General features: G+C 58.0%; 20 protein-coding genes. 10 read left to right on the top strand and 10 right to left on the bottom strand.

The genetic code is table 11. The features are described 5' to 3' along the window. The first annotated feature begins 18 nt into the window (after positions 1-18). Positions 19-522: a MarR family winged helix-turn-helix transcriptional regulator gene (locus ETAA8_RS06845; RefSeq protein ID WP_238397698.1), complete on the top strand. Its 504-nt coding sequence runs from the start codon at positions 19-21 to the stop codon at positions 520-522. A 189-nt stretch (positions 523-711) separates the two neighbouring features. Here the strand turns inward: ETAA8_RS06845 and mscL are convergent, their stop codons facing one another. Next, positions 712-1,215, bottom strand: coding sequence for a large-conductance mechanosensitive channel protein MscL (gene mscL, locus ETAA8_RS06850; protein ID WP_315851584.1), 504 nt, complete (start codon positions 1,213-1,215; stop codon positions 712-714). Between the two features lie 220 nt (positions 1,216-1,435). Here mscL and rplU point away from each other — a divergent pair, with 220 nt between their 5' ends. Further along, complete coding sequence (gene rplU, locus ETAA8_RS06855; protein WP_145086749.1) at positions 1,436-1,753, top strand: 50S ribosomal protein L21; 318 nt, start codon at positions 1,436-1,438, stop codon at positions 1,751-1,753. A gap of 114 nt (positions 1,754-1,867) precedes the next feature. Here the strand turns inward: rplU and ETAA8_RS06860 are convergent, their stop codons facing one another. Together ETAA8_RS06860 and ETAA8_RS06865 are read right to left on the bottom strand one after the other, a co-directional pair. Beyond that, on the bottom strand, positions 1,868-4,519 hold the full coding sequence (locus ETAA8_RS06860) for an amidohydrolase family protein (RefSeq protein WP_145086752.1): 2,652 nt from the start codon (positions 4,517-4,519) through the stop codon (positions 1,868-1,870). A 158-nt stretch (positions 4,520-4,677) separates the two neighbouring features. After that, positions 4,678-4,908, bottom strand: a complete 231-nt coding sequence (locus ETAA8_RS06865) for a hypothetical protein (RefSeq protein ID WP_145086755.1) — start codon at positions 4,906-4,908, stop codon at positions 4,678-4,680. A 657-nt stretch (positions 4,909-5,565) separates the two neighbouring features. Between ETAA8_RS06865 and ETAA8_RS06870 the strand changes: the two genes are divergently transcribed. From ETAA8_RS06870 to ETAA8_RS06880, 3 genes are read left to right on the top strand one after another with little or no spacing between them, the layout of a single operon-like run. Next, positions 5,566-8,319 (top strand): hypothetical protein, encoded by a 2,754-nt coding sequence (locus ETAA8_RS06870; protein ID WP_145086758.1) that lies wholly within the window; start codon positions 5,566-5,568, stop codon positions 8,317-8,319. A gap of 42 nt (positions 8,320-8,361) precedes the next feature. Next, positions 8,362-9,288, top strand: coding sequence for an ABC transporter ATP-binding protein (locus tag ETAA8_RS06875; protein WP_145086761.1), 927 nt, complete (start codon positions 8,362-8,364; stop codon positions 9,286-9,288). Positions 9,289-9,326: 38 nt separating this feature from the next. Next, positions 9,327-9,977: a sulfite oxidase-like oxidoreductase gene (locus ETAA8_RS06880; protein WP_145086764.1), complete on the top strand. Its 651-nt coding sequence runs from the start codon at positions 9,327-9,329 to the stop codon at positions 9,975-9,977. Between the two features lie 232 nt (positions 9,978-10,209). Here ETAA8_RS06880 and ETAA8_RS06885 read toward each other — a convergent pair whose 3' ends face one another. Next, positions 10,210-10,584: a DUF6933 domain-containing protein gene (locus ETAA8_RS06885; RefSeq protein WP_145086767.1), complete on the bottom strand. Its 375-nt coding sequence runs from the start codon at positions 10,582-10,584 to the stop codon at positions 10,210-10,212. A 35-nt stretch (positions 10,585-10,619) separates the two neighbouring features. Further along, on the bottom strand, positions 10,620-11,282 hold the full coding sequence (locus ETAA8_RS06890) for a plasmid pRiA4b ORF-3 family protein (protein ID WP_145086770.1): 663 nt from the start codon (positions 11,280-11,282) through the stop codon (positions 10,620-10,622). 191 nt (positions 11,283-11,473) lie between these two features. Here ETAA8_RS06890 and ETAA8_RS06895 point away from each other — a divergent pair, with 191 nt between their 5' ends. Genes ETAA8_RS06895 through ETAA8_RS06905 form a run of 3 tightly spaced genes read left to right on the top strand, consistent with a single transcriptional unit; the run spans position 11,474 to position 15,305 of the window. After that, positions 11,474-13,543 carry an ArnT family glycosyltransferase gene (locus tag ETAA8_RS06895; protein ID WP_145086773.1) on the top strand — a complete coding sequence of 690 codons (2,070 nt, stop codon included), beginning with the start codon at positions 11,474-11,476 and terminating at the stop codon, positions 13,541-13,543. Then, positions 13,540-14,565 (top strand): glycosyltransferase, encoded by a 1,026-nt coding sequence (locus tag ETAA8_RS06900; RefSeq protein WP_145086776.1) that lies wholly within the window; start codon positions 13,540-13,542, stop codon positions 14,563-14,565. The genes ETAA8_RS06895 and ETAA8_RS06900 overlap by 4 nt, the downstream gene beginning before the upstream one ends. A 2-nt stretch (positions 14,566-14,567) precedes the next feature. Then, the gene (locus ETAA8_RS06905; RefSeq protein WP_145086779.1) at positions 14,568-15,305 is read left to right on the top strand and encodes a class I SAM-dependent methyltransferase; all 738 of its coding nucleotides are present in this window, start codon (positions 14,568-14,570) and stop codon (positions 15,303-15,305) included. A gap of 58 nt (positions 15,306-15,363) precedes the next feature. Here ETAA8_RS06905 and ETAA8_RS06910 read toward each other — a convergent pair whose 3' ends face one another. Beyond that, on the bottom strand, positions 15,364-16,239 hold the full coding sequence (locus tag ETAA8_RS06910; protein ID WP_145086782.1) for an endonuclease/exonuclease/phosphatase family protein: 876 nt from the start codon (positions 16,237-16,239) through the stop codon (positions 15,364-15,366). A gap of 40 nt (positions 16,240-16,279) precedes the next feature. Next, complete coding sequence (locus tag ETAA8_RS06915; RefSeq protein WP_145086785.1) at positions 16,280-17,104, bottom strand: alpha/beta hydrolase; 825 nt, start codon at positions 17,102-17,104, stop codon at positions 16,280-16,282. Between the two features lie 186 nt (positions 17,105-17,290). On the opposite strand from ETAA8_RS06915, the gene ETAA8_RS06920 reads away from it, so the two are divergent. Continuing rightward, a complete protein-coding gene (locus ETAA8_RS06920) occupies positions 17,291-17,725 on the top strand; it encodes an arsenate reductase/protein-tyrosine-phosphatase family protein (RefSeq protein ID WP_145086788.1) in 435 nt (144 codons plus the stop codon). Here ETAA8_RS06920 and ETAA8_RS06925 read toward each other — a convergent pair. The 3 genes from ETAA8_RS06925 to ETAA8_RS06935 all read right to left on the bottom strand — a co-directional run bounded on the left by ETAA8_RS06925 (position 17,722) and on the right by ETAA8_RS06935 (position 20,251). Continuing rightward, positions 17,722-18,072 (bottom strand): hypothetical protein, encoded by a 351-nt coding sequence (locus tag ETAA8_RS06925; protein WP_145086791.1) that lies wholly within the window; start codon positions 18,070-18,072, stop codon positions 17,722-17,724. The genes ETAA8_RS06920 and ETAA8_RS06925 overlap by 4 nt on opposite strands. Positions 18,073-18,217: 145 nt before the next feature. Further along, positions 18,218-19,411, bottom strand: coding sequence for a Gfo/Idh/MocA family oxidoreductase (locus tag ETAA8_RS06930; protein ID WP_145086794.1), 1,194 nt, complete (start codon positions 19,409-19,411; stop codon positions 18,218-18,220). A 45-nt stretch (positions 19,412-19,456) separates the two neighbouring features. Beyond that, positions 19,457-20,251: a 3-ketoacyl-ACP reductase gene (locus ETAA8_RS06935; RefSeq protein ID WP_145086797.1), complete on the bottom strand. Its 795-nt coding sequence runs from the start codon at positions 20,249-20,251 to the stop codon at positions 19,457-19,459. Positions 20,252-20,440: 189 nt separating this feature from the next. On the opposite strand from ETAA8_RS06935, the gene ETAA8_RS06940 reads away from it, so the two are divergent. After that, entirely contained in the window at positions 20,441-21,763 is a 1,323-nt protein-coding gene (locus tag ETAA8_RS06940; protein ID WP_145086800.1) for an MFS transporter, read from the top strand. The last annotated feature ends 9 nt before the right edge of the window (positions 21,764-21,772 follow it).

Consider the following 21,772-nt stretch of genomic DNA (forward strand, 5'->3'; position numbering starts at 1 on the left):
GTGGGTAATCTGCAAGGGATGACCACGCCCCAATCCATGCCGCCCAGTTCCGACAAGCCAGCTGCCAAGCGGTTCGATTCGCCCGAGCAGGAAGCCTATCTGCATCTGTGGCGAACGTACGACCGCTTGAAGGCGCTCGAAGAGCGGCTGTTTCAGCAATACGACCTGTCGCCGCAGCAATACAACGCCCTGCGACTCTTACGCGCGGCCCAGCCCGATACCATTCCCACGCTAGCCCTCGGTGCGCGGTTAATCTCTCGCGCGCCGGACATGACCCGCCTGCTCGATCGCCTCGAAGAGCGCCAGCTTGTCGAACGGCAGCGGCGACCGGAGAATCGCCGCGTGGTGGAGGTGGGCATTACCGCGACTGGCATTGAACTGCTCGACAAGCTCGACGAGCAGGTTCGTCAATGCAATCACGAACAGCTGGGACATCTCTCGAAACAGTCCCTCGCGCAGCTCGTGGCCCTGCTGGCCGAAGCGCGCCAGCCGCACGAAACGCCCGACCAGCCGTGGCCGTAAGGTGATCTTTTTAAGATCGCCTCGTCTTCAAGTAGCCTGACGCGCTCGCGCGGGGAAATTCCCACTCGCGCTCACGACGAGCAGCGATGGACTTCGCGTCAGAAACTGATATCCGGCGACAAAGCTGAAGGTGAACCCGCGTCAGGATTTCTCCTCGCTGACGCGTCGGGCTACCTAAGAACAGGCTTGTTACTTCGCGGCAAGCAGATCGCGAATCTCGGTCAACAATTTGATATCGGCTGGCGCTTCGGCGGGCTTTTCGATCTTTTGTTCTTCGAAGCGTTTACGGGCCGTGTTCATAATTTTGATGACGAGAAACAGGCAAATGGCCACGATGGTGAAGTCGACAATCGATTGAAATAGTGAGCCGTACTTGAGGACGACGGCCTCGGTGACTTGTGACTCGACGCCATCTTTCGTAATGGTTTTGGTAACAGTGCCGATTGTGCGGCCCATTTTCGAGAAATCTGCTCCCTGCTGCCACAGGGCGATGGGGGGCATCATCACGTCATTTACCAGCGACGTCACAATCCTGCCAAAGGCCCCGCCGATGATGACACCCACGGCCATATCGACGACGTTTCCCCGCATCGCAAAGTCGCGGAACTCTTTTAACAAACCCATGGCAGTCTCTCCCTGATGAATGGCAAGTATGTGAGCCCGCTGGTTCGTCCGGCGGGCTGCTGCTGGCATGATACTTCCGAAGCAAGTCCGTTGGCTATTTCACTTTCTGTTCATTCTTTGCACTGCCCGGCGGTCACCCGCTCAACGTCCAACTTCCGCTTTTTTCGGGAAACGCCTCTCGACGACCCGCTGGCCGAACGATAAACTCTTGAATTCCCTCGGACTCAACCGGTCGCAGCAGTTTTGTGGCGGCTGGCAACATTCACGGTTTTGCAGGTAAGTGACGAGTATGTACGCGATCATTGCCGACGGCGGCCGCCAATACAAAGTGGAAGAAGGCCAGGTCCTCTCGATTGACCTTCGAGACGGCATAAGTGAAGGTGCCGCAATCACTTTCGATAAGGTTCTGGCTGTCTCTGGCAACGGTGCCATTAAGATCGGCAAGCCGCTGGTCGCTGGTGCCACGGTCCAGGCCGAAGTGCTGGTCGCCCTCGAAAAAGGTGAGAAGATCTACATCCAAAAGTTCCGTCGCCGCAAGAACTATCGCAAGCGGACCGGTCACCGCCAGAAGTACACGCAAGTCAAAATCAGCAAGATCCTGGCCTAACCAGTCGTGGCATAGGCTTCCAGCCTGTGAGCTTCTGCATAACACACGACAGGCAAGATGCCTGTCCCACGTTTGAGCCAGCCCCGTGCTGGCTCTTTTCATGCGCCGATCGCATCAGGGCACGTGACGCAACACTTTTCCTGGCATCGCGCCGGTGTGTTGGCCCCGGTCGAGAACGACCTGGCCGTTGACGATCACATATTCGATCCCCTCGTTGTAGGCGAAGGGTTCCGTGTAGGTCGACTTGTCGAGCACGCGGTCAGCAGCGAACAGCGTCAGGTCGGCGAAGTAGCCGGCCTTCAATTCACCCCGTTCGCGCAGGCCGATCTTGGCCGCGTTGAGCGAAGTCATCTTCCGCACGGCATCTTCCAGCGTCAGGAGCTTGGCTTCGCGCACATAAACGCCGAGCACGCGCGGAAAGGTGCCGAAATTGCGCGGATGCGGATTGCCGCGCCGCAGTGGACCTGCCGTCGAGTAGGCAGAACCATCGGAGCCGATGGAGCACCAGGGCTGTGCTAGCGCCAGGTTCATGTCAGCTTCGGTGTGATGAGCATAGACGGTGGGAATTGAACCTCCCTCTTCGATTAGCAAGTCGAAGAGAATATCGAGAGGTTCCGGCGGTGGAGTCTTCCCTTCGGCCTTCATTGCTTGCACTCGATTCATGGTCAACCCTTGATAGGCCCCACCACCACTAATGAGCATGCGGCCCCAATCGCCGCCGACCGCAGTGAAGTGGTTGTACCAACCGGGCAAACCACTGTTGATTTCTCGCTTCAGCCGCTCGCGGTCTTTATCGCTCTTTAATCGCGCGAGCAACTGCGCGCGGCCCCCTTCGTGCGCCCAAGGAGGAATGATGCTGGCCAGATTGTTGTTGCCACGCGTGTACGGATAGACATTGGCCTGCACGTTAACGCCCCGAGCTCGGGCCTCGTCAATCAGTTGGACGATCTCTTTCATCCGTCCCCAGTATTCCTGGTCGGCAATCTTCAGGTGGATGATGTCGACCGGAATCTTCGCCCCTTCGCCAATCGCAATTGCCTCCTTGATGGCCGCGAAAACTTCCGTACCTTCGTTGCGATTGTGAGTCGAATAGATCCCGCCTTTCGCGGCCACGACTTTCGCAAGGTCGATTAAATCGTCGGTCTTGGCCAGCGAACCAGGAGGCATGGCGAGCATGGTCGAAACGCCAACAGCGCCGTCGTCCATCGCGTGACCGAGCAACTGTTTCATTTCGGCAAATTGTTCCGGCGTGGGGCGATCGAACGACTTGCCCATCATCGACTGCCAGACATTATCGAGGCCGACATACGAGGCCACATTCACTGCCGTCTGACCCTCCTCCAGCGCGCGGAAGTAATCGGCCAGCGTGCGACAACTTCGCTCTTCACCGCCGACTTTCACCTTCAGTGGATCGAGCTTACCGAGATAAGGACCAGACGAAGAACCTTCGCCGAGAACTTCCGTGGTCACTCCTTGGCGGATCTTGCTTTGGGCGTGGCCATCTTCCAGCAGCAGCGTATCGGAATGCGAGTGCATGTCGATAAAGCCTGGCGCAACAACAAGTCCTTGCGCAGCGATCTCGCGTTTTCCCTTGCCGGCGAGTGACCGCGCGATGGCGACAATCTTCTGTTCGCGCAGGGCAACATCGCCGGTGTACCACGGGTTCCCCGTCCCATCGACAATTCGCCCACCTCGAATCACCAGGTCGAACTCCGGCTCAGGTGGTTCCACTGCGGGGAGTGCGAGCAGCAGGGCGATCGTTGCCCAGCCACCGGCGGCAATGGAGATGAATTGATCCTTGCCGTGCGGATAGCCCGATTCGAAGTAAGGCTGAAACGGCTTGCTGCGCGACTTCACATGCCACGAGCCGTCGCTCTGTTGCTCCTTGAGCAAGAAGCGGAGGCCGCGTTGATAAGCCTCGTCGCTGGTGGACAGATTGGCACTTTCGTGCAGGGCAACCAAGGCCGAGCCCGTGGCATAAGGGTCGCTGGCAAGGTCCGCCAGTTGAGCCCAGCCCCCATCGTCGCGCTGCAACTTGAGGAGAGCAGTCTGCGCGCGGGTAACTTCTTTTGCCGGGGCATCGACCAGCGCCAGGGCACGCAAGCGAAAGACGTGATCCTCGGTATCTTTCGCTTCAGTCTGCAGCAGCCACTCGCGAACCTGGTCACGCCGCGCAGCGATGCGCGGCTGTTGCTCGGTGGTGCCATAGGCCTGTAAACCGTAGAGCGAAACATAGGTCGCGGTGAAGGGGCTCGCTTCACTCGGGGGACGATTCGAAACCGAGCGCCAGTGGTCGCTGTCCTTTTGGAAGAGCAGAAAGTACTCGGCGACGGCGGTTGTCACTTCGTCGCTGGGCCAAGCGCCGCTGGAGAGGGTCCACAGGGCATAGCCGGCCATGTCGGCCTGTCCCCCTTGACCCTTCCCTTCGAGATACCGGGCTTTGTTCTTTTCCAGGAACGCTGCGGTGTGCTTAAGTTGGGCTTGCAGGTGCTCTTCATCAATCGAGTAACCCCGCGTCTTGGCCGTTGTCAGGGCAAAGATGGGAAGCCCTTGGTTGTGGCAAGTAAAGCACTGCTTGCGTTGCTCGAGCGAACCCTTCGCCCCCGCCACCAACAGAGGCAGCGACTTATCGACCGCTGCTTTGATTTCGGCGCTGGCTAATAGTGCTGCGGCTTCATTCGCGCAGGCAATCGTGGCCGAGAAACAGTAGCTGACCAGCAGCGCGAAGAACATCGCCAGTACGATCGACGGCAATTTGCGATTCATAGTTCTTACGCCGCGAGAAACCAGCCGGAGGGAAGACTTGCAATGTAGCGGAATTCACGGGCAGCTACAAAAGTTGGGATTGCGGGTAATGGTTTACTTGGAAAATTCGGTGACTCGCAGTGAAGGTGAGAATTCTTGGCGGGAGAAGTGGATAGCTACTAAAATTTGCCCCCCAGGTCCCACGACTCCGGTCGCAACTTTCGGTCAATCTGCTCTAGCGGCCAGAACACACGGGAACACAGTTTGTTCTGCCAGCGGTAGTGTTCTTCAAATATCGCCTTGTAACCGTGAATGCCCCTGGGCACGACCAGTGCGAAATAGCTCCCTACGTACAGCACCGGCACGAGCAGCAAGACGATAGCGACGATGAGGGGTGCGCGGTTGGTCATCGTGTTAGTTGCGAATTATCACGTTGCCACTGCGAATAATCTTCCAGGCACGGGGGTGTGGAATATTTACCCATAACGCACAAAGCACGGCCGCAGTGAAAATGAGCCAACAGAGATGGCGAATTGAGAACTGCATCGCCCCATTCTACCCGCGCACGAAAAAGCCCTGTTAGATTTGCGCGGCCGATACACCTAGTCCGGAGTGCTTCGGTTGGAGCGACTTCGAGAATGGGTGAACCTTAAGTAACGGCTTGAATCGCAAGCCACCAAAGCGGGGGGCGTTCAACTATCGTGTCCATATTTGAACAGTGATGTGCGCAACTCTCGGGTTTGCGAGCGATTGGTGTTCAATTATCAAGGTGATAGTTGAACATGTAGGATGTAATTAGGCGCGGAGATCTCGCGGCGGTCGTGGTTGCCTGAGATGCTTGCTTGGTTCGATCACAGGCCCGCCCCATGAGCAGTTGGGGCACGCAAATTGGCCCACTACCGATTGCCTGCCTAGCTTTTCGCCCGCGGTTGGGGGCCGTAGACTTGAGTTGTCGAGGTTTGCCTGCCTGCTAGCTCTCATCCAGCAGGTATTGAAGCTCGGCTCTCATCCAATTCATCACGGGCCTGCGCCAGCTTCTCGCTGCCGGCAGGCGGCGGAAAATGCGTATGCGGCTTTTGGACTCGCCAGCGGAACCAACCTATATCGCTCCGACCCAGCACGCTTCTGCAGCGACCGCCCGTCAGCAGGCATTGCTCGTTTGGCTCCTGGTCACGCTGTTATTGTTGCCACTCGCCGGGTGCCAGGGGTGTTGGTCGTCGACGGCCAGCAACAAAAAGTTGACTGAGGAAGAAGAGCAAGCCGAGAACGAAAAGAAGAAAAAGAAGCTCGCCGAGAAGCCCAAGCTCGACTTTGAAATTCCTCCCACGATCATCCTGCCCAATGAATCGGGGCAGGAGCTTGACGAGAATCCCGACAACACTAAGCCCAACTCGCCGAAGGTCGTGTTTTTTACCAAGCCCGGGCATTGGATCGCCGGGGCTCAATTGGCCAAGGCCAACAACTTCGATTTTCAAGGCGAGCTGCGATCGTTCCCCATGGATCAGGCCGAGCAGCCCTTGGATGTTGAACATACCGATTTTCGCCTGAGCATCTCGCGGCCAGCGTCGTTGCCCAAGGGGCAACAGAAGCGCTTCGAGACGATGTTCTATCTTCCTAAGCGCGGCAACCTGCTCAGCAAGTCGTATTCGCTGCGGACCGAACTGCGGGCCACGCGCACCTCGCGCCTGCCCGAGATCGTCAACGTGGCTGGCAATTCGATGTTGGAGCACGAGTATTACCTGGTCGTGCTCGCCAAGAACAATTCGGCCTACGTCGATCTCACCAAGCTCGACTCGGTGCAACTTCACGGCAGCGAACTGAGCGGCAGTATCGGTTCGTTGGAGGATCGGCGCGTCGGCAAGTTCTATCAAGTGGTTCTTCCCCGCGTCGATAAGAGCGTGCCGCTGCCGAGTCATCCGTTGGCCTGGACGATGATCAGTTACATCATCTGGGACGATCTCGATCCCACGGTGCTAACCGGTGAGCAGCAGGCAGCACTTCTCGATTGGCTTCACTGGGGCGGGCAATTGATTATCAGTGGCCCGAACTCGCTCGATCGATTGAAGCAAACATTTCTCGCGCCTTACCTGCCCGCCGAGAGTGGCACCGCGCTCGAGATCGACAACGACAAGCTGCAGGAGATCAACGAGCATTGGTCGGTCGAGGCCAAAATGCCTTTGAAGAAGCCGGCCACCATGCAAGTGCCACCCGATAAGCCGCTGGTCGGCGTGCAATTGGTAAAACACGCCGAAGCTGAATGGTTGCCGAATACGGGCAGGCTGGTGCTTGAGCGCCGACTTGGCCAGGGCCGAATCGTGGTGACGGCGTTTCCGCTCTCCGCGTTTCCGTTTCGCTATTGGGCCAGTCGCGATAACTTCTTCAACGCTTGTTTGCTCCGCCGACCAGCCCGCTCGTTTTCGAATCCCAATGACGAACTCATCATGCGTTGGAGCGGCAAGATGGCCGCGGCTCGTGCCGACGATCCGCGGCTAGCCACCACACTGCGGTACTTCAGTCGCGATATCGGCCGCTGGCAGGCGCCAAAGAGCGAAGAGCGTGTCAGGCCGTTTCAATCGCCGGCCGTTGCGCCTCCCGTGTCGACCGATATCGATCCCACGGGTTTGATCACCGAGCAATCACCACGGCTGGAAGACCTCAATCGCACGGTGCGCGACACTTGGAGTTCCACAGCCATCAGCAGTGCGCCGGGTGGAATTGTCGATTATCGCTTCGCTGGCTATCAAACCGATCAACTCTCCGGTGTCGGCGGTTGGAACGATTTCAGCGGCGCTGCAGAAGCTTCAGTGGCCGCGCTTAACGATGCTTCGGGCATCAAGATTCCCCGCTCCGAGTTCGTGGTGAAGACACTGGCGGTCTATCTGTTCGTGCTGGTGCCGCTAAATTGGTTCTTCTTCTGGATGATCGGCCGCGTGGAGTATGCGTGGGTTGCCGCACCAATTATTTCGGTCATCGGTGCGGTCTCGGTCGTTCGCCTGGCCCAACTCGATATCGGCTTTGCCCGTAGTCGTACCGAGATTGCCTTGCTCGAATCGCACGCGGGCTATCCGCGCGCGCACGTCACGCGCTTTACCGCGCTCTATACGTCTCTCTCGACCAGCTACGACTTGCGCTTCGATGACCCGGCTGCTCTCGCCTTACCTTTAGCCTTATCGGCCGACCATCAGCGACGCCTCACTCGTACGGCCAGCGATGTGGCGCTAACCCAAAACGAAACGATCGAACTGAGTGACGTCTATGTCAATTCGAACTCGACCGGCAAGGTGCATGTCGAGCAGATGATTTCGCTCGACGGCACGTTTGAAGTGACCGGCGATGAGGACAAAGGCTGGCAGCTTGAGAATGGGAGCCAGTTTCTGCTGCGTCACGCCGGCATCTTACGCGCCCGAGAAGATGGCGAGATCGAAGCTGCTTACTTTCCCGATGTGCAACCCGGAGCGACCGTGCGGCTGAACTTCTCGAAGCAGAAAGAGCCATGGGTGCCGCAGTGGAACAACTCGGCCATGATGTCGTCGACGGCCCCCACCGATGACGAGAATCGGGTCCGTTTGCACCGCTTGTCGGAACTGGCTGCCCGGCAGTTGAAGTTGCTTCCGGGCGATATGCGGCTGATCGCTTGGACCGACGACAGCATTCCCGGTTTGCAGATTCGTCCGTCATCGGCCCAAAGCAGCACGTTCACGCTCGTGCTCGTTCATCTAAAACGAGCCGCTCTTCCGGAACCCGAGCCTGATACGAATTTGCGGGTCGAAGTGCGACAGGATGAGGTCCTCTCTGAAGATGAGAAGGAAGTCGGACAGTAATCGAGACGTTGCAACTTTCACTTGGAACGATATACCTAAACCATGATCGAACTGATCGACTTCGGCAAAGACTACGGCGACTTCCGCGCGGTCGAGTGCCTGAACTTGAAGATCGAAGCGGGCGAGATGTTCGGCTTCATCGGCCCGAACGGCGCCGGCAAAAGCACATCGATTCGTTTTCTCGCCACGCTGCTTAAAGCGACGCGCGGCGAGGGAATCGTCAATGGCCACAGCGTGACGCAGGACCCCATGGGAGTGCGCCAGAGCGTGGGTTACATGCCCGATAACTTCGGCGTGTACGACGGCATGAAAGTGTGGGAATTCCTCGATTTTTACGCAGTCGCTTATCGCCTGCCCAAGAGCAAACGTAAGCAAGTCATTGGCGACGTGCTGGAGTTGCTTGACCTGGGGCACAAGCGGGACGATTACGTCAACGGCCTGTCGAAAGGGATGAAGCAGCGGCTCTGCATGGCCAAGACGCTGGTACACGATCCGCCGGTGCTGATTCTCGACGAACCGACGAGCGGTCTCGACCCGCGTGCGCGCGTGGAAGTAAAGGCGCTCTTCAAAGAGTTGCGCAAGATGGGAAAAACGATTCTCATCTCCAGCCACATTCTGTCGGAACTGGCCGACTGCTGCACGAGCATTGGCATCATCGAGCGCGGTCAACTGCTGATGCACGGACCCATCGAAGATGTTTACAAGCGAATTCGCGGCAACCGCACCGTCGAAGTCCGTTTCGTGAATAATTCCGACGTTGGTATGTCGGTGATTCGTTCCAGTCCCTACACGCGCCGCGTCGCAGCGGATGTGAATAGTTGTGTTGTGGAACTGGAAACCGACGACCGCGGTGTTGCCGAGTTGTTGCAGCAGTTGATTCACAACAAGGTCGAGGTTCGCAGTTTTGCCGAGAAAGACCCTTCGCTAGAGGATGTCTTTATGATGGTAACCAAGGGGCTGGTTACTTAGGCGATTTCGCCGCTGCCTGCAGTGAGAGAAGCATAGCCATGACTGTCGACGATCCAAAATATCAGCCGGGCGAGCCGCCGGCTCCTCCAGCCGATGCCATCATCAGCCCGGATACGCGCCGCGATAATCGCATTCCGCCGGGGCAATCGCGCACACCCAAATGGCCGGTGCTCGATGCTTTTGGTACGCCGCGACTTCCCCCGGCAGACCGCTGGAAGTTGAAAATCTTTGGCCTCGTCGAGCGGCCGTACGATTTATCACTGGCAGAGTTTCAAGCGCTGCCGCGGGTGAAGGTGTTCGCCGATTTTCACTGCGTGACGCGCTGGTCGCGCTTGAGCAATGTGTGGGAAGGCGTTTCGACCAGGTATCTGCTCGAACGCGCGGGCATCCTGCCGCAGGCGAAGTACGTCGTCTGTCATGGCTACGACAACGGCTGGACGACCAATCTGCCGCTGAGCGATTTTCTTGCCGAAGACGCGTTGCTTACCGACTTGCACGACGGTCAGCCCATCGCGCCCGATCATGGCGGCCCGGTTCGCGGCATGGTTCCGCAATTGTACGCTTGGAAGAGTGCGAAATGGATCTGTGGCATTGAACTCTTGCCGCACGATCAGGCCGGCTATTGGGAGCGCGGCGGCTACCACATGCGCGGCGACCCGTGGGTCGAAGAACGCTTTCGCGATGATTAAGCGGCTCTATACCGGTGCCCGTCGCATTGAACAGATTGAGCCAGCAACATCGTTGCACTCGCCTTTCACCAATGGTGATTCAAACGGCAGCAATGCATAGCCGGTACGCGAGCTCAAGGCGAAAGGTTTGTTAGCGAGACTAGCACTTCCTTCGGTGTGTTAAATCTCAAAGACTTCAAGGGAATATCGTTGAGTCGAACCGCCGTGTCTATTGGGGATAGGTGGCGCACGGTTAACCAAGTTTGGCTCGGAGAACTAAATCATTCAACGAGGTGGTGACCGCAGGATTCAAGGGCTTCGAGAAGTGGCATTGCCCGCAGTTTGGCTGGAGTATCCGCTGGAAAATCTGGCCAACTTCGTCGTTTTCGAGATCTGCCTGCAAGCATTCGAGGAACCGCTCGACGAATAGCTGATCGTTGGTGATGCCTCGCGCAGGCATCAAAACTGAATAGAGCGATTTCGTGTTCGCGACAATCAGGTACTGCTTTCGCTCCGCAGTGAACAGATGCGCCGACCAATCGGCAAATCGATTCTCAGCTAAGGGCAGCACTTGGGTAGGTGCCACGGCCAGCTTATCGCCCAGTTTTACAGTAACGCGAAAGATCATGGCGGGCACCGATTATTGGTTGCTCACCCGAACGGTCACATGATTCGCCACTCCGGATAACTCTGGTTCATTCTCTGGGTTGCAGTCGCGGCATCAAAAATCTCGGGCGAATATTCCTGACCATACCAATCCATCATCTCCTCGTGCTCTTCATGCTTGGGATCCGCCCTGGCAGCAAGGAAATTCTGATAGCCCCAAATACCGCCCACATCTTCGGGCGGACAAGCCCGCTCTCCTGCCAGGCAAACGGGATACTTGTTGGCTGCTTCGGCCAGAACCGAACCTTCGTACAAGATTTCATGCTCCCAACCGTCGCCGAAGTCATATTCGTATTTGAAAGCGAACTTTTTCTTTGTCGGCGGCAGAATTTGGCTAATCAACGTCTGCGTAGAATCGAGGAAATCGAGTTCCTCGAAAAGGTCTTCCAGCAGGTCTGGGTCGCCGCAGTATCGGCCTGCGATTTCGAACTGATGCAAATGCGAGTTCGTCCAGCCCATGGCCATCTGGATATGCTCGTGCAATCTTTCGAGCGTGCAATTCTCCACTTGGATCCGCCGCCAGATGGCCGGTTTGATACCGCGTAGCGTGATCTTGAATTGATATACCGTCTTACCGGCCGGTTCGTCGCCACTCGCCGGCAATTTCTTTCTTTGCGTCCGAGATGTAACGCGGGACTTCGTCGATTTCTTTTTCTCCATGTGATCCTCCGTGTGACGTTGACGGCGTCACTTTACCGCAGGCCAAGGTCTCCTTCGATATTTTGTTGCCGTCTGTAACGAATATTCCGGTCAGCGGGGCTGAAGTTTGACGGACCCCGTTCCGTGACCAAAACTTCGGCATTCTCCCTGGAAGCACGGGTTCCCGTGGAAATCGTCCTGCCGAGATATGTATGTCGCCCATCGCAAAGTTTGCCGCCACTCGCTTGAGCTGGCAAACTGCGCGCCGAGCGATCGTGACCGGCCTGCTTGCGCTGCATTTCGCCGTGGCAGTGGGGAGCATCAGCAACAAGTCGATCACTTACGACGAGATTGCGCACGTCACGGCGGGCTGTGCGTACTGGCAATATAACGATTACCGCCTGCAACCCGAGAATGGCAACTTGCCGCAACGCTGGTGTGCGTTGCCCATTGTCTTGACCGGCCGCGCGAACTTGCCAAACGTAGATCATGCCGGCTGGAAAACGGCCGATGTCTGGACACTGGGCGATGCGTTTCTCTTTCGTTTGGGAAACGATGCGCGCCAGATCATTTTTCTAGGCCGATGCTTTGCCGCGCTCTGGGGCGTCGGCATTTGTTTGATTGTGTATTGTTGGTCGCGAAGTCTCTTCGGCGATGCCGGGGGACTGCTCTCGCTCGTCTCGTGCGCTTGGTGCCCGACCTTGCTGGCCAATGCCCCACTGATGACTTCGGACGCGTGCTTGACGTTTTTCCTCACCTGGTGCGTCTGGCTGGTGTGGCAGTTATTGCACGAAGTCACCAGAACCCGCGTGGCCCTCGCGAGCCTCGCGATCGGCGGACTCTTCCTGGCCAAACTATCAGCAGTCTTGATCCTGCCGATCGCGGCCATTCTGGTTGTAGCCCGCTGTTTTCAGGCAATGCCGCTGGCAGTGGGGACCGGACCCAACCAACGGCTGCTAACTAAGTTCGCCGATAAGGCAAAAGCGATTGCGGGCGTCACTGGCGTATGTACTCTCGTGGCCTTCGTCGTGGTTTGGATTGCTTACGGCGCTCGTTACGACGCTTTCAATCCGAGCCAGTTACCCTCCGGCAGTTACTACAAGCTGAAATCACTAGAGACGGCCACGAAGTTCATTCCGCCCAGACCGCGAAGCATCATCCAAACCCTCGCCGCGCACGAAGTGCTGCCGGAGCCATATCTTTACGGCGCTGCGTTCGTTGTTGCTCATCGCGAGCGCTACTCGTTCTTTCAAGGTGAGTATTCGCTCAAAGGCTGGAAGAGCTTCTTTCCCTTTTGCCTGCTGGTGAAGACTCCGCTGCCGATGTTCGGGCTACTGGCGTTAGCGATGGCGGCACTCCTGCTCAAGAAGCCACCTGTTACAACTGCCGCTACCGAAAGCCAGCGACTGGCTGATCCGAATTGTCAGCCTGCCAACTGGGCCTATCGCTTGTTGCCGGTGCTGGTGTTGCTCGGCGTTTATTGGGTGGTTTCGCTTTGGAGTTCGCTCAACATTGGCCACCGTCATTTGCTGCCGACGTATCCGGCAATGCACATTCTGGTCGGCGCGGCTGCATTGTGGTTGACCAGGCCCGTCGGCAAGTTCCTGGTCTGGTCGCTGGTCGCCTGGCTGGGAATCGAAAGCGCGCTCGTATTTCCGCACTATCTGGCCTATTTCAATCCGCTGGTCGATCGTCAGGCTGCCCATCAACACCTGGTCGATAGTAGTCTCGATTGGGGGCAAGATCTGCCGGGCCTGCAACAGTGGCTATCAACGCATAACGCCGCCGGCGAAACGCAACAGCCGGTGTACCTTGCCTATTTCGGCACGGGAAGTCCCAAGTACTACGGCATTCAGGGCCGCGCGCTCAATCGCATCGGCAGGAGCGATATCGATTACCTCCCCGGCATCTACTGCGTGAGCGCAACCACGCTGCAAGCCATTTACGAAGCACAGCCCGGCCGCTGGAATCATGAATATGAAAGTCGCTACCAGGATTTGAAGCAACGCCTTGCGAGTGATGCCGAAGCGAAGCAAGAGGCACCCGTTACGCCTGAAACCCTTGGCCCGACCAAGGCCAACGACAAAGAACAAAACAAACTCAGCTACAGCCGCTACCTGCGAATGCTCGCGTACCTGCGGCACCGCCAGCCCGACGATCACGTCGGGCACTCCATTTTGATCTTTCGGCTTACGGAAAAAGACATTCATGCGGCGCTCGACGGGCCTCCGCCCGAACTCGACGATCGCCCCTCGCTTACTCGCGGAGCACCCCAGCGATGATCGCCACGTGGCAACTCGAGCGCAACACAGCGCTACTTACTCCTGATCCGCAAGCCGACGAGCCGCTGCTGATTTTGATACCGGTCTTTAACGACTGGAGTGTCGTCAGCTTGCTCTTGCCAAAGATTGATGCCGCCCTGCAGGCAGCCCAGCGGACGTGCGAAGTGCTGCTGGTCGACGATGGTTCGACCCTGCCCGCCGAAGGTGCGCTGAATCTGCCCGATTTCGAAGCGATTCAAACGGTCGATATTCTGGAACTCGCGCGGAACCTGGGGCATCAACGGGCAATTGCGATTGGCCTGACGTGGATACGCGATCATCGGCCGACGCGCACCGTCGTGGTGACCGATGGCGACGGTGAGGATAATCCCGCCGATATTCCCCGCTTGCTCGAAAGGTTCGATGAAACGGGCAAACGCAAGATCGTGTTTGGCGCTCGCACCCGCCGCAGCGAACACTGGACCTTTCAGGTCGGTTATCGCAGCTATCAGTTGCTCCACCTGGTTCTCACCGGCCAGCGCGTGCGAGTGGGCAACTTCAGCGTGATTCCGCCGCGGGCTGTCGCGCGGCTCGCGGTCATTAGCGAAGTCTGGAATCACTACGCGGCGGCGGTATTTAACTCGCGCATCGAGTACGACATGGTGCCCAGTGCGCGCTGCAAGCGCTTGGGTGGCGCGTCAAAAATGAACTTCATTTCGCTGGTGGTGCACGGCCTGAGTGCGCTGTCGATCTTCAGTCACGTGATCGGTGTGCGACTGCTCATTGCCACGATGGTTCTGATCTGCGGTACGCTCGTCGGGTTTGGACTGGCGGCCGGAATGAGCGCGATCGAAGGGCAATCAATGCCAGCGTGGATTCCGCTGCTGATGATCCTCATGCTCGCGATTCTCGCGCAGCAAGCGTTTCTCGCAGTGGCCTTCATCCTGCAGGTTCTCAGCAGTCGTCAGGGAACAAGCTTTGTTCCGCTCCGCGACTATCACTGCTTTGTCGCGCAACTTCACTCCGTTTATCGCCGGTCGTAATCATGACAACCATTTACACGGTCGCACCGGCCAGCAATGAACCCTATGTGGGTACCGAGTTGGAACTCTTCTCGCGCGCGGTGAATTGGAAGGCTTACGTTCATCGGCAAATAGCGCCCTATCTCGGTTCGCGCGTGCTCGAAGTGGGCGCGGGTATCGGCACCACCACCTTGGCTCAATGCCGCAAGCCGCACACTGCCTGGCTCTGCCTGGAACCAGACCGCGGACAAGTGGCGCAGATTGACGGACTGATCGAGCGGCGCGAATTGCCGGCCTGTTGCACCACGTTCGCTGGTTTCATCGCCGATTTGCCTGCCAGCGAGCTTTACGATTCCATCCTGTATATGGACGTGCTCGAGCATATCGAACATGATGCCGCCGAAGCCGCGCGGGCAGCGGAGCACTTGTTGCCCGGCGGGTACCTGATCGCGCTCTGCCCAGCACATCAGTCGTTGTATTCACCCTTCGATCGAGCGATTGGTCACTATCGCCGCTACTCACGTCGCTCATTAGCGGCAGCGATTCCGAGTTCGCTGCAACGAGTATCGCTGCGTTATCTCGATAGCGTCGGTCTGTGCGCTTCGTTTGCTAATCGCCTCTTGCTGAAGCAAAGCATGCCGACACCGCGGCAGATTGCTGTGTGGGATTCGTACTTTGTGCGCACCTCGCGCTGGCTCGATCCGCTCCTTTGCTATTCGCTCGGCAAGAGCGTGCTCGGGATCTGGCAAAAACCGGCCTAAAGTGGCGTAGGCTTCCAGCCTGTGTGAAGTGGAATGACAGGCAGGATGCCTATCCCACTTATTTCAAATCAAACACCGCCAATTGCGGCAAGTGATCGCTGAGGGCGAAGGAGTTTTCATCGGCGTTGTTCACGCGGAATGCTCCTTCAAACAGCGGCCGCGCTTCGACGATCTGCTTGGCGATGGGCCCGAAGGCCAGGATGTAGTCGAGCAACTTGTCAGGCGTGTCGGAGCGAAAGGTCAGGCCATCTCCCTTGCCAACTTGTTTGAAGGTGTCGATCCAACCCGCCTTCTGCCACAGCGGATATTCCGGCGGCGTGGGTTGATGGTTCAGATCGCCGATGATGAGCATCGAGCGGCCCGCCTTTTGGTCGGCGGCCATTGTTTTCAGCATCGCCGGAATTTCCTGCAGCCGAACATCGGACTCCGGAAATGGATTCAAGTGCGCGGAGTGAACCACGAGATCGCCGGTTGGTAATTTGATCACCGCGCGCCCCCAATGCCGCGTGAACAGCTCCTTCGGCCGTTCGAAACCGAGCGGCACATTTTGCGATTCGGTAATCTCGTACCTGCTGAGCAATGTCCCCGGCCACTTGCCGCCACTGGGAAAGCGAACATGGTGCATCTTCAACTGCTCGGCGATCGCCTTCGTCACCGACTCGCCCGGCGATTCCGAAAAGTTGATGATGTCGGGCTCATACAGGGCCAACTCTTGCGCGAACCGCGTGGGCATCTGTCCCAGGGCCGTCGCCTTCTTGCCCTGCGCTCGTTCCTTCGGCCAACCCGTGCATTCGTACACGTTGTAAGCAATGACGCGAAGAGTTTGCTGCTTCGTCTCGTTAGCTGCTAGGAGCTGTGCGCACGAGTGTTCATCCGCGAGTACTGCAGCGCTTAGCAGGCCGGCTTGCAGCGCCTCGCGACGATTGAGTGACATGCAATTTGACATTGGGTTCTCAGGTGTTGGAGATTGCCGGTTACTTCTGCTTCACAAATTCCCACAGCGCTTTTGTCGGCGCATCGTCGGGTTGACCGAGTTCGGCGTTGATGGTGGTGTGGTTCTTGTCTTTCGCGGCAAAGGCTTGGGCCGGAACGCCTGCTTTTTGCAACGCTTCGGCCAGCTTGATCGCCTGCATCTTCACTTCTGGATGGTCAGCCACGTGCAGCAGCAGGAAAGGAGGAATGTGCTTGCCCTTGGCGACGTGCGTGAGCGGGGACAAATCGCGCTGGCTGGCTTCGTTGCCAAACTTGTTCTTGTAGATGTTGGCCCGCCGCTCTTCGACGGTCGCAATTTGCAGCGGTACGTCGTAGGTATCTCCATCGACTGGCACGCAGCCTCGAATGATCTCTAGCGACAGCCCTTCTTTCTTCAGCAGGCGGTCGTCGGTGCAAACTAACGCTGCCAATTGCGCGCCGGCAGAATGTCCCATCACATAGATCTTGTTGCCATTCCCGCCCAGTTCCGCTGCGTGATCGTGAGTCCAGCGAATTCCCTGGGCAATGTCCGCAGCCATCTCTTCGATCTTCACCGTGGGCCACAGTCGATAGTTGGTCGAGACAAACACAAAGCCCGCATCGGCAAACGCCTGCGGCTTCAGTTGCACCTGGCTCTTATCGCCCGCCTGCCAGCCGCCGCCATGAATCCAAAACACAATCGGCAAATTCTTCGCGCCGGATGGTGCGTACACATCGAGCACATGCCGCTCGTGCTGCGAATTTGTGTAGCGGACATCCTTCTTCACGACGGGCTCCGCCGCGAGCGTGGATGAAGCGAGTAACAAAGCCACCAGCGCGGTCTTCATGGCAGGAAACTCCGGCAGTCGAGTAAAATGGAAGGCAGCGAGGGGCGACGCATCGCCACATCGCAGCCCAGAGTCTAACGCGTTCGGCCATAGCGAGCCAGCAACTGCGCCGCGGTGCCCAAGCTGGCAGCCAATGGCTAGAATGGCCCGATCATTCTTCGAGTTCGAAAGAACGGAGTCCTGCACTTGAAGCTGCTATTTCTGTGTACGGGCAACTACTACCGCAGTCGCTATGCCGAGATTCTGTTCAATGCTCAGGCCGAGAGACTGGGACTTCCCTGGCGAGCGGAGTCGCGCGGGCTGGCACTTGATCCGCGGAATCCGGGGCCAATGTCACGGCACACGATGGCTGCCCTACGCGAGGAGGCTATTCAGTTCGAGGAGCATTTGCGTTTGCCTTTGCCAGTAACCGCGGGCGACTTTGCCGCTGCCGATAAAGTAGTGGCCGTGAAGGAAGCCGAACATCGCCAACTGATCGAGAGTCAATTTGCCGAATGGCTGCCGCGAGTCGAGTTCTGGCACGTACACGATGTTGACTACTGTGGTCCGGAAGAAGCGTTGCCGCACTTGCAGCGCGAAGTCGCTTCGCTCGTCGAAAGACTGCGCAGTGACCAGACCTAGTGAGCGAACGTTGGTCCCGTGGGCACAGCCGAGTAATCGGCGGGCGGAATCTCGAAGACGGGTCGCGCGGGAACTGGGTGAAAGTGCGGCACGGGCGGAGTGATCGGGGCGGGGCGCGGTGGTTGCTTCCAATAGTTCCAGTGATGATGCAACGCGCCATGCAAACGACACCCGACGCCGCCTCGGCAACCTGCATGCTGGCAGCCTTGACCGCAGGATTCAGGGGGGCAAACAGCTGGCTGACAAACGCCGGGCTGGCACATGGGGCGCGGCGCGCAGCAAGGGTGACAGCAGCCCGAGAGAGCGGCGATCAACACGAGCGCGATGCTGGCGAAGCGGTTGTGCATGGTCGAAAAGCGGTAGTTGTCCGTACATCAACGCCAAACGCGGCGCGGTACCTACCAAGCAAGCATCGGCAAAAATGGCCGCAGAATTGATTTAATCCGCACAGCTTGCCGGCTCGAAGTGCTAGCGAGTATGTGGAGCAGCCGATTAGACAGGTTTTTTCTCGTCGCTCTTTGCCGGCGGCTTCTCAATCACCATTTGCAAAAACTGCATCACCAAAAAGATGGCGAGCGGAATGACGAGCCCCAGCGGCCACAGTCGCCAGACGGCCCAGTTGCGTAGCGGCAGTTGCAGCCCTTCGACCAGACTGACGACGAACACGGTAAACAGAATCATCATCAACAGCACGCAGCCGCCACTGGCCATGACCCCTTTGAAGTTGTTCTCCTCCGATTGCTCAACCTGCGACAGCTCGATAGTGCGTCCCCGCTGCAGACTTTTCTCTATCGCGGCCACTGCTTCCAAGCTGCTGGCCGCAATGATCCAACCAAGATCGCTATCCTTATCGTCTGGGTGTTCCAGTCGCCTCAATAACCCAGTCAGATCTGCGGACTCGCTGTTCGCGTTACAGATGAACTTAGCCGTATCGCCTGCCCGTTGAACTTGCACGCGGCAATCCGCGGTGGCATCGGCTTCCTTGGTATCGCGGCGAGCTATTTCCCAGCGGATGGTGATGCCCCGGTCAGTTTCGATTTGCACCGAGAACCGTGACCAGGCCGACGAATTGAGTTCATCGCGGGGCGTTCCTGAGGGTGGTCCACCGAGCGCATTCACATGCCTGATGTTTCCCACAAAGGTCGTAATCAAGTGACAATCGCGAGCGAGCGCGGCCAACACGTTCGGCCTGCTTCGAATCGGAACCTCTCTCGACCAGATGACTTGCTCTACGTCTGCACTCTTATCCCGCAAGTTACTCGACAATTCGTGCCACACCGGCAGATACAAACCCGGGAACCAGACCGAAATCAAGCCTTTCCCCTCGCGCCGCAACATTTCGATTTCGTAGCCATCGAGCAGGTCAGCAGCTGGATGCGAGACGAGAAGATTCACGCCAGCCTGCGCGAGCTTCTTCAATTGATCGACACGGCGGACTTGCGGATCGAGGCCATCGGCTGCCATGTGCAAATTGCGAGGACTGGCGGCGATGACCCAATCGATGTCGTCGCGCACGAGGAGCGATTCCCAGTTGTCGCTCCGCTCAACGCTGGGCAGCAGGGCATTCAAGGGGAGGCGGCGCTCGTCGGCGTCATAGGCCGCGACGATGGTATGCCCGGAATCGGCAGGGAGTTCCCGCAGTAGTGCCTTGAGCTCGTCGTCGCTACCTAACAGGGCCAGTCGCATGGGTGATTTGCAGAGTTGTGAAGGAGCCAGTTCATTTAGCAGAGCCTACAACCGTCGAATGTGAAAGCCGCCATCGATGTGAATTCGTTCGCCCGTGCTAAAGGGCAACGTGCCTCCGGCGAGCATGCTGACCGCAGCCGCGACATCGCCGGGCTGCCCCCAGCGACGAATGGGGGACATGCCGTCGGCAATCAGTTTGTCGTACTTTTCCTGTACGGGAGCGGTCATGTCGCTGGCGATCACGCCAGGGCAAACTTCGTAGACGCGAATTTGGTCGTCGGCCAGGCGAGTGGCGAGCAACCAGGTCATCATTTGCATGGCCGCTTTTGCCATGCAGTAATCGGCGCGATTGGTCGACACGGCAAACGCCGAGATCGATGAAATGTTGATAATCGTCGCGCGCTCGATCGTGGCCGCTTGCACCAGGCGAACCATCTCGCGCGCAGCACCTTGCGCGAGAAAGAAAGGCCCTTTGAGATTGGTCGCGAAGACCTGGTCCCAACTCTCTTCCGTCGCTTCGAGCAGATCCTTGCGCCCCGGTGACGTGATGCCCGCGTTATTCACCAGCGCATCAAGCCGGCCGAAGTGCTGCAGCGTTTCGGCGACCAGGCGCTGGCGATCTGCGGTGACGCCGATATCGGCCTGCACGACAAAGGCGTCACCCCCGGTGGATTGGATGGCCGCCGCCACTTCGTCCGCAGCATCGCGACGACTGAAATAGTTAATAACCACCGCGAAGCCGTCGGCAGCAAGCCGCTCGGCAATCGAGCGGCCAATGCCACGACTGCCACCGGTGACGATGGCGACGGGACGAGAAGAAACAGTGCTGACAGCAGACATGATGCCCAATCGCAAAAGGAGCTAGGAAGAATCAGGCTCATCATCATAACGAAGTCGTCAACCCGCGTCGGCAGGCCGAGCGACGACTCCTACACCAGGTTGCTCTCCTTGCCGATCCGGCTGCGCTGCGATTAAGTTTGGGGGAATGTCAGCGGAATTGCCGCCGACTCAGCTGGCGCTAGTATCAACATGAAACAATCCAATCCCGATGCATCGCCCATCGCGGTCAATGAACCTTTGCCAGTTCCAGCGACACCCGGCGGCTATTTTTCTGCGATGATCGTGGTCTGCGCGGCTGCCCTGGTGATGGCGGCTACGATTCCCGGTCGTACGCAGGGTCTGGCGCTGATTACGAATCGCCTGCTCTCCGATTTTCCGCAGCTGACCGATGACCAGTTCTCGTGGATCAATTTTTGGGCCACGATCATCGGCGGTCTCTTTTGCGTCCCGTGCGGCTGGCTGCTCGATCGCGTTGCTCCCAAGTACATTGTGCTGGCGACGATGGGAACGCTCGCGCTGGTGACAATCGGCATGTCGACGGCAACGGATGCTCGAACGCTCGGCATCTACATCACCCTCACTCGCGGGCTGGGGCAGAGCATGCTCTCGGTGGTCAGCATCACGCTGATGGCCAAGTGGTTTCGCAAGGACTCGTCGGTCGCCATGGGCAGCTATGCCGTTGTGATGACCATGCTGATGGTGGTGGGCTTTGGACTGCTGCAAGGCAAGGTCGTGACTGCAGGCTGGCGGCCCATGTGGGCCTCGCTCGGCTGGGCGCTACTCATGATGACGCCCATCGCGGCGCTGTTCAGTTGGCCAGTCACGGCGGGTCGTCAAGCTGCTGATGCCGCGGCAGTTCCCTCCGGCAGCGCGTCGCTGCGCAAGGCGCTGGGCACGAGTTGCTTCTGGGTCTTCTCGCTCAGCATCTCGCTGTTCGGACTGGTGAGTTCCGGAGTCTCGCTCTACCAAGTCAAAATCTTTGATTCGATTGGTCTCGACGAAAAAGTGTTTCACGTCTGCCAGTTGATTGGTCTCGGAATCGGCTTGCTCTCGAATTTCATCACCGGCTGGCTGGCACGGAAAACCTCCCTGTCGTTCCTGCTCGGACTGGCGATGGCGGTGTTCGCTGCGTCACTGATTACGTTGCCCCTCCTCCGTACTCCGGGCCAAGCCTACACGCAGGCCGTAGTGCATGCCTTTTCTGGCGGCGCGATTGTGGTGCTGTTTTACATGATTTGGGTCCATTCCTTCGGCCCGAAGTACGTGGGCGAAATCCAAGGGGCCGTGCAGTGGATGACTGTGATTGCCTCAGCCTTCGGGCCGCCCGTCATCACGGAAGGGCGCGACCTGCTGGGGAGTTATCAGGCGATCATCTGGCTGCTCAGCGCATTGGCCGGAGCACTTGCCTTGGCAGCGTTTGTCACTCACGTTCCGGTGGCGAAACGGGGTGACTGGTCGGTGCTCGATCCAATGCCGACCAAGGGCTATGGGCTGTCGCAGGAGGCGAATTGAATTGCTGTG

This window comes from Anatilimnocola aggregata, assembly GCF_007747655.1.
In the GTDB taxonomy this organism is placed as follows: domain Bacteria; phylum Planctomycetota; class Planctomycetia; order Pirellulales; family Pirellulaceae; genus Anatilimnocola; species Anatilimnocola aggregata.